At 36.8% G+C, this 7,632-nt stretch carries 7 protein-coding genes; 5 read left to right on the top strand and 2 right to left on the bottom strand.

Annotated features, from left to right (window positions below; genetic code table 11):
• The first annotated feature begins 113 nt into the window (after positions 1 to 113).
• From ABDZ63_RS03510 to ABDZ63_RS03500, 3 genes are all read left to right on the top strand, one after another.
• Complete coding sequence (locus ABDZ63_RS03510) at positions 114 to 1,247, top strand: amidohydrolase (protein WP_343781807.1); 1,134 nt, start codon at positions 114 to 116, stop codon at positions 1,245 to 1,247.
• Positions 1,248 to 1,531: 284 nt separating this feature from the next.
• Positions 1,532 to 3,109 (top strand): fatty acyl-CoA synthetase, encoded by a 1,578-nt coding sequence (locus ABDZ63_RS03505; RefSeq protein ID WP_343781806.1) that lies wholly within the window; start codon positions 1,532 to 1,534, stop codon positions 3,107 to 3,109.
• A gap of 238 nt (positions 3,110 to 3,347) precedes the next feature.
• The gene (locus ABDZ63_RS03500; protein ID WP_343781804.1) at positions 3,348 to 4,013 is read left to right on the top strand and encodes a phosphatase PAP2 family protein; all 666 of its coding nucleotides are present in this window, start codon (positions 3,348 to 3,350) and stop codon (positions 4,011 to 4,013) included.
• 462 nt (positions 4,014 to 4,475) lie between these two features.
• On the opposite strand, the gene ABDZ63_RS03495 is transcribed toward ABDZ63_RS03500, so the two are convergent.
• Positions 4,476 to 4,901, bottom strand: coding sequence for a GNAT family N-acetyltransferase (locus ABDZ63_RS03495; RefSeq protein WP_343781803.1), 426 nt, complete (start codon positions 4,899 to 4,901; stop codon positions 4,476 to 4,478).
• Positions 4,902 to 4,911: 10 nt separating this feature from the next.
• A complete protein-coding gene (locus ABDZ63_RS03490; protein ID WP_343781802.1) occupies positions 4,912 to 5,535 on the bottom strand; it encodes a flavin reductase family protein in 624 nt (207 codons plus the stop codon).
• Positions 5,536 to 5,653: 118 nt separating this feature from the next.
• Between ABDZ63_RS03490 and ABDZ63_RS03485 the strand changes: the two genes are divergently transcribed.
• Together ABDZ63_RS03485 and ABDZ63_RS03480 are read left to right on the top strand one after the other, a co-directional pair.
• The gene (locus ABDZ63_RS03485; RefSeq protein WP_343781801.1) at positions 5,654 to 6,034 is read left to right on the top strand and encodes a zinc ribbon domain-containing protein; all 381 of its coding nucleotides are present in this window, start codon (positions 5,654 to 5,656) and stop codon (positions 6,032 to 6,034) included.
• Positions 6,031 to 7,632 carry a zinc ribbon domain-containing protein gene (locus ABDZ63_RS03480; RefSeq protein ID WP_343781800.1) on the top strand — a complete coding sequence of 534 codons (1,602 nt, stop codon included), beginning with the start codon at positions 6,031 to 6,033 and terminating at the stop codon, positions 7,630 to 7,632. Before ABDZ63_RS03485 ends, ABDZ63_RS03480 begins: the two co-directional genes overlap by 4 nt.

Genomic DNA, 7,632 nt, shown 5'->3' with positions numbered 1-7,632 from the left:
AATTAATGTCGGACAACCCTAAACACATGCTTCGTCCCTCGAAGTAATTTACAAATTAATAGATTTCACTTATTATGAATATTGAGAAAAATAAAAAAGTGGAGGGTGAGAGTATGTTAGTTTTCACGAATGCTTCGGGATATGATGGTTTAGGGGATTATTTTGAAAATCAAGTCATTGTAACTGAAAATGGCAAGTTTAAAGAAATTACGGATACATATGATGTGCCAAGTGGTGCACAAGTCATTGATTTAAAAGGAAAAGTGGTTTCACCTGGTTTAATTGATGTCCATACGCATTTAGGTGTGTTTGAAGAAGGGAAAGGTCCTTCTGGTCATGATTTTAATGAAACAAGTGATGCAAATACAGCGCAGATTCGTGCGATTGATGGAGTGAATCCGTTTGATGTTGGTTTAGAAGATGCTCGTAAATTTGGTGTGACGACGGTTCAGACGCTACCAGGCAGTGCAAATGTGTTTGGTGGTGAAATGGTCGTTATTAAAACAGTTGGTACAGTTGTTGATCAAATGGTAGTGCGTGAACCGTCTGGTCTTAAGGCGGCTACAGGTGAAAATCCGAAGCGTGTACATGGTGGAAAAGGTAAGCTTCCAACGACGCGTATGGGAGTTGCGGCACTGTTGCGAGAAAAGCTACATGAGGCGAAAGTTTATATGGAAAAGCGTGAAAAAGGTGAAGCGGATTATAAGTTAGAGTTAGAAAATATCACGAAAGTACTAAAAGGAGAGATCCCATTACGTGTCCATGCTCACCGTGCTGAGGATATCGCAACAGTTCTTCGCATTAAACGTGAATTTGAGATTGATGTGACGATTGAACATGGTACAGAAGGGCACTTAATTCCAGAGTTTATCGCTTGGCATGATGTGAGTGTTGCAGTAGGGCCAACGTTAACAGCTCGCTCTAAAGTGGAACTTGAAAACCGTGGATGGGAGACGCTTCCGACTTATGCGAAACATGGTGTTCCATTTACGATTACGACAGACCATCCTGTTGTTCCGATTGAGCATTTAATGACGAGTGCGATTATGGGTGTTAAGAATGGTTTATCGGACCAAGAAGCGATTAAAGCTCTGACGATTAATGGCGCGAAGCATTTGGGGATTGAGGGGCGTGTTGGTTCACTTGAGGCAGGAAAGGATGCTGACTTAGTGATATGGAGCGGTGATCCGTTTGATTTACGCAACAAAGTCGAATCCACTTACATTGAAGGGGAGAAAGTGAACTAGTTGTACAATAGAATTTATATATTAGCATTTTTCTTGGTGCTTTCCTTGGCTTCTTAACGGTAACGTGAATTGGAAACACCATTAAATATAAATTCAAACAACTCGGTTTATTTTGAAATATAAAAAGCAAGTGGGCTTAAAATCTAAGTTCACTTGCTTTTATATGTTTCTAATTACTCTCAAACTTGAATACAGAGAAATGTTATTATAAAATAATTATAAGAATTTTCAGATTAATGGATCATTAAACTGTATTAGGGAGTGTTTTGAAGGGTACAAATGTAATGAATGATTTGAACCAAATGCTTGAACGAACAAGAAGAAACACACTAGGTGACTTACTATTAAGAACGAGAGAGCGCATTCCTGAGAAATTTGCCTTAGCTTATGAAGATAAGCGGCTTAATTATGCTGAATTGGATGAATTAGTGAATCAAACAGCACATGCCTTTCTAGAAAAAGGCATGAATAAAGGAGATATGATTACGGTCATGTCTAAAAATAGCCTCGATTTTGTCATCTTAAAATTTGCTTTAGCACGTATTGGGGCTGTTATGATCCCGATTAATTACATGCTTTCAATTGAAGATGTGGCATACATTTTAGAGCATTCAAAGGCAAATGGTTTAATAGCTTCAAAGGAGTATGCCACTGTGTTAGAGCAATCAGTGAAAAATGTTGGAATTAATTTTAAATATTTAATGGATACAGATGAAAACGATGAGATGCCGAGCGAATTGTCAGAATGGATTACGTTGGAATCAGCTAGAGCAGATCAACCTACTGATTTTGTTGATGCTGATTTAGCTGATGATGATTTGGCGCATGTTTTATATACGAGTGGTACTGAGTCACGCCCTAAAGGTGTTATGCTGACACATAAAAGTTTAGTAAGTGAATACATGAGTTGTATTGTTGATGGTAAGATGGAAAGTCGAGATGTGTTAGTTCATGCACTTCCGATGTATCATAGTGCACAATTACATGTCTTCTTAGGGCCAAGCATTTATTTAGGGGCAAGTGGTATAGTATTACCGAATGCAACTCCTGAGGTGATCTTAGAAACGATTGAAAAAGAAGGGGCGACACAATTGTTTTGCCCTCCAACAGTGTGGATTGCTTTATTGCGTCATCCTGATTTTGACAAACGGAATTTATCGACTTTAGAAAAGTGCTACTATGGTGCTGCTATTATGCCGCGAGAAGTGTTAAAAGAACTATCAGAACGTTTACCTAATGCGAAGTTTTGGAATTTTTACGGGCAAACTGAGGTGGCACCACTGGCGACAGCATTGCAACCAGAGGACCAACTACGTAAGCTAGGTTCTGCTGGTAAACCGACACTTAATATGCAAACGAAGCTTGTTGATGATGGTGGAAATGAAGTGCAACGTGGGGAAGTTGGAGAAATTGTTCACCGCACGCCACATGCGATGAAAGGGTATTTAAATGATCCGGGAAAAACAGCTGAAGTGTTTAAAAACGGTTGGTTCCATAGTGGCGATTTAGGGATTATAGATGAAGACGGTTATATTACAATCGTCGACCGTAAAAAGGACATGATTAATACAGGTGGTGTTAATGTTTCAAGTCGAGAAGTTGAAGAGACTATTTATGAATTGAATGGTGTATCAGAGGCGGCCGTTATTGGTCAACCTGATGAATATTGGATTGAGGCAGTCACAGCCGTTATTGTACCTAAAGATAATGTTGATTTGACGACTGAAGATGTTTTAGCACTTTGTAAACAAAAACTATCCAAATTCAAAGTACCTAAATATATCCACTTCACAGATTCTTTACCGAAAAATCCGAGTGGTAAAGTGTTAAAACGTGATTTGCGTAAACTATACGAAGGTTAAGCCTATCGATAATAAAGAAATGATCAATTTAAGCTGTACTCCACTCTATTTGGAGTGCAGTTTTTTATTTCTTTAAGGATCTATGGGGAGGTATGTTAAAATAGATTGAATTAAATTATTGATGTTTAAAATAAAAAAATGAAAAGAGACCGTTACTATTGCCAAAAGCTATAAGAATATTATATAAATGCGTTTATATGATTTTAGACACCAAGTGGATTAGATAGGAGATTGAGAAATGAAAAGTAGAATGCCAATTTATATAGTCATTGCAATATTATCATTACTAGGCTTCATTGCGTTATCTTTTGCAGTCGTAAATCAAGAACAAACGTGGTTGGATACACAAATCGCGAATGCATTAAGTCCACTTCAGGACACAGCTTTCATCTCGTCGATGGATTTGATATCAAGTTTGGGTTCAACTGAGCTTTTAGTGGTATCATCGTTTCTGACGATTACGGTTTTATGGTTTAAACAAAAGTCACTTAAACACATTATACTTTTCATTGCTGTTATGGGTGGTGGTGTGTTATTAAATCTACTATTTAAGTTTACGTTTGAAAGAGGAAGGCCGGATGATCTTCATCATATAGAAGCGTTTGGCGTTAATTTAGAACTTGTTTCTTATAGTTTTCCTAGTGGACATGCGACTAGAGCGTTTTTGTTTTTTGCTTTTATGATTTATATCGTGAGTCTATTCATTCATCATAAAATAACAAAAAGCTTGTTTATTATAGCTTTATTGACGATTATCTTTGCGATCGGGGTTAGTCGAATTATGTTGGATGCCCATTTTGCTACCGATGTGTTGGGTGCATATAGTGTATCACTAGCATGGCTAATGGTTTGCATGATTGTGTTTGAATGGACCAAGAAGCGGAATTATAACAAGGTAAGTTAAAATAATCTGCATTTTACCAATTGTAATGAAAAGAAGGAGATGTCAATTATAATTGCATCTCCTTTTTAAATTTAACCCATATAAAACGTATAAACGACTGAATGATAATATAAAAACTAGCTGAGAGAAACAGTGTTCTTAATATCCCAAAAGGTTTAAAATACCAATTGTGTTCGGTGTCTGTTAAAATACTCATGAGTCCAATCTGTGTCAAAACTGTAATCAAACAAACTATCCAAAACCATCTTCTAGGAATGTGACTGCCTACTATTCCTAGCATAATAGCAAAACCAATGTATAAGAGGATAAGGTAATGGTTGTAACCAATCCAAGTCACGTCACCAACGAATCGCTCATAATAATCGACATACAGGATTAACAAAGGAACTTGAATTAGGGATAACAGAATAAAAAGTGTTTTCATAACTCCTCCAACATCAGCAATAAGTCATTTAAATTTAGTTATACTTTTTTATAAAACCCTGTCGCTTTTGCCTCATACCCTTGATTTGTATAAAAGTGGTGGGCGTCATTCCGCTCGCTTCGGTTTCCACTGTTTAAAACGAGCTTCACAGCCTTTTGTTCTTTAGCCCATTGTTCAGAAGCATTTAATAACGCCTGCCCAATACCGTTATGGCGGTAATGTCTGTCAACTACAAGTGCAACAATTCGAATGTAGTTAGCGTTATTCTCATAATGGAAGCCACGGATTAACCCGACCATGCCAATGACTTGCCCTTTTTGTTCATAGACAAGTGTTCGATAGTCGTTACTTGAATTAATTTTCATCATGCGGTGGTTCATGTCTTCAATTGTCGTTGGGTAACCAAGCTCCCCCATTAAATGAGCTAGGTCCTTTATGTCTTCGTTTAAAGCATCACGAATCATAGACTTCCTCCTACTCTTTATCGGTTGGGCGCTCTAGGAAGAGTGGTTCACAAAGTGTTGCGTAATTTGGTCCTGCTAATCTAGCAAGTGGATTCAAGTTCTCTGCATCAATTTTATAACTTTCCTGATAAACATCCTCATCGATATGATATTGAATGACTTTACCTAAAATTAAGTCATTATTGTATTCATCATTTTCTCCAAGTGGCATATGTTCAAATAGTTCACATTCTAAGCGAATCTTACATTCTTTAATGCCAGGAACAGATACGTGCGTGCTATCAACAGTAGTTAAATTCGCTTTCTCAACTTCACTAATGTGTTCTTTGTATGGGGCGGATGTTTGATTCATTCTCTCTAATAAATCAACATCTACGATCTGAACGACGAACTCTTTTTGATTTAATATATTTTTCGCTGTATGTTTCTTAATTTCACCACCAACACGACCAACTGAAATGGCAATTAAAAGCGGATTAGAACCTAACATATTAAAGAAACTAAATGGTGCGGCATTGATCACACCTTCTTCATTTTGTGATGTGACAAAGGCGATCGGCCGCGGAATTACGCAACCGCTTAACAATTTATAATTTTCTTTTGAATCAAGTTGTACTGGGTCGATCTGTTTCATTGAATCCCCTCCTAAACAATCTTATTTTCATATTATCAGAAAATAATGACATAAGGAAAAAATATCATTTAAAATGTGATACAATTATTGTCAAATAGTCGTTAATAGGGGGAGCATGATGTCAGAGTATAAGACAGAGAAAGAACGGATGCTAGCTGAAAAGTCGTGGTGGTTGGCAAGGTTAGGCGAGTCAATTTATCACCAGTTTCGAATGGGACAGTTATACAGTGAAGAGCTAAAAGAATATGCAGGTGAAATTAATAAATTGGATCAACAAATTCATCAGTTAAAGACGCGAAATGGTATGAGTCATAAGCATTGTACGTGTGGTCATCAAGTTGAAGAGCAGGATACATATTGTGAACGGTGTGGTCAGAAGTTAGATATTCTAAACGTGGATTATGAAGATCAAGCTTGTTCTCATTGTAATAGCAAACTACAAGTTGGGGCGAATTTTTGCCATGTATGCGGAATGCGTAATGAGGGGGAGTTAGCTTGATATACTGTACGAAATGTGGAAAAGCAAACTCTCCAGGTGCGCAATATTGTCATGCAGATGGTCATCCTTTACATAAAGATCAACATGTTCCACTTATTAAAGAACGTCGTGAAGAATTTTGTCATTACTGTGGCACGACTCATTATAATCTAGCTACTTATTGTTACGTGTGCGGAGAAGCATTGGAATCTATTGAAAAACAAAGGTTCAAACAACCTTTTACACCGTTGAAATTCGAAAAGGTCAACTCTAAACAAGTTGTCAAATCAGCTTTTATGGTCATTCCATTTGTTTTGCTTTCGTTAATAATAGTATTAGTAGGAATACAAACAACAGTTAATGAGCCGGACTTCGAGTCTCATATGAGTCCGTATATGGAAGCTAATGTTGCAATTGATACATTATTTAATATTAACCATTTAGAATCTCAGATTTCATATTTAAAGAGTGGTGGTCATCATAGAGCTGTTCAAGACCCAAATGCTGAATGGGAACAAACACTTTATTTAAATGAGCTTCTTTTATTTAGCCATTCAGTACCCTTAGTGCTTGATGTGGAAGAAACCCACGAGCAAGGTCATGAGGATGTAGAACTTATTGATCATAAGTATACACAAACGTTTAATGTCAGCTTACCTCATCTATCAATCGTTTTGTTGTTGGGTGTATTCATTAGTGCTTCATTGTATGGTGTGTGGCGCCGTCAAGACACTTTAACAGACATGTTAATTAGTGCTGTCATGTTTGGTTTTTGGTATGGTTTGATCCTGTTTGTGACAGCCCTACTTTCTACTGAGACATTTATCATTGATGATGATTACCGATCTGGTGAAACCATCATGCGGTTTATCTCAGGTGAAGCTTTCGTGAGAGGCTTCTTAATGACGAGTGTCCTTTTCTTTGGTGGACAGTTAATTTGGGAAAAGCGAGACCTTCCTCATCTTTTCTTTGGGATCAAAATGGGTATGAAATGGTTTTTTATAATGTTACTTATATTTCTTGGAGGAAGTGCAATTTTTACCTTTAGTCGTTTAACGAACATTGAATATCTCAGTTCATTAACAAATTACTCAACACTTATTAGTTTTAGTCTTGTAATAGCTTTAATTGCCGTGTTTATTTTAAACATCGGTTTGTTAAACACTGTCTATATTCAGCAATTCTATTACGATGTTAACCAAATTCAATTTCAATTATTTAATCAAGTGATTGAAGGTGACCTGGATGAAGAGTTAGCTCACCGCTTTTCTGAAGACGAATACTTTGCCCCATTACAAGAGATGTCGCAATGGTATTGGTTTAGTTTCATCGTAATCGTTGGTATATTATTAGTGATTGGATATTGTAAAAGTGAAACAGCTATTAAACACAATATACTGTTAGCCACAGGTATTGCAGGAATATTTGCTGTCATTAATACAATCATTACAACATTGTCGACATTTGAAATGTCTACACTACATCAAAGGGATGCGGAAGGTTTAACTTATTATTCAGGTTTTGATCCTTTTGTGACATTTGGCATGACGTTCATTGTTGTTTGGGTCTTAATATTGATTGGTATGGGAATTAATAGAGTAATTAAAAAGGAGGAGTAA

It is taken from the genome of Alkalibacillus silvisoli (assembly GCF_039521975.1).
GTDB classification, from domain to species: Bacteria; Bacillota; Bacilli; order Bacillales; family Alkalibacillaceae; genus Alkalibacillus; species Alkalibacillus silvisoli.
This window is presented reverse-complemented; position numbering and strand designations above follow the sequence as displayed.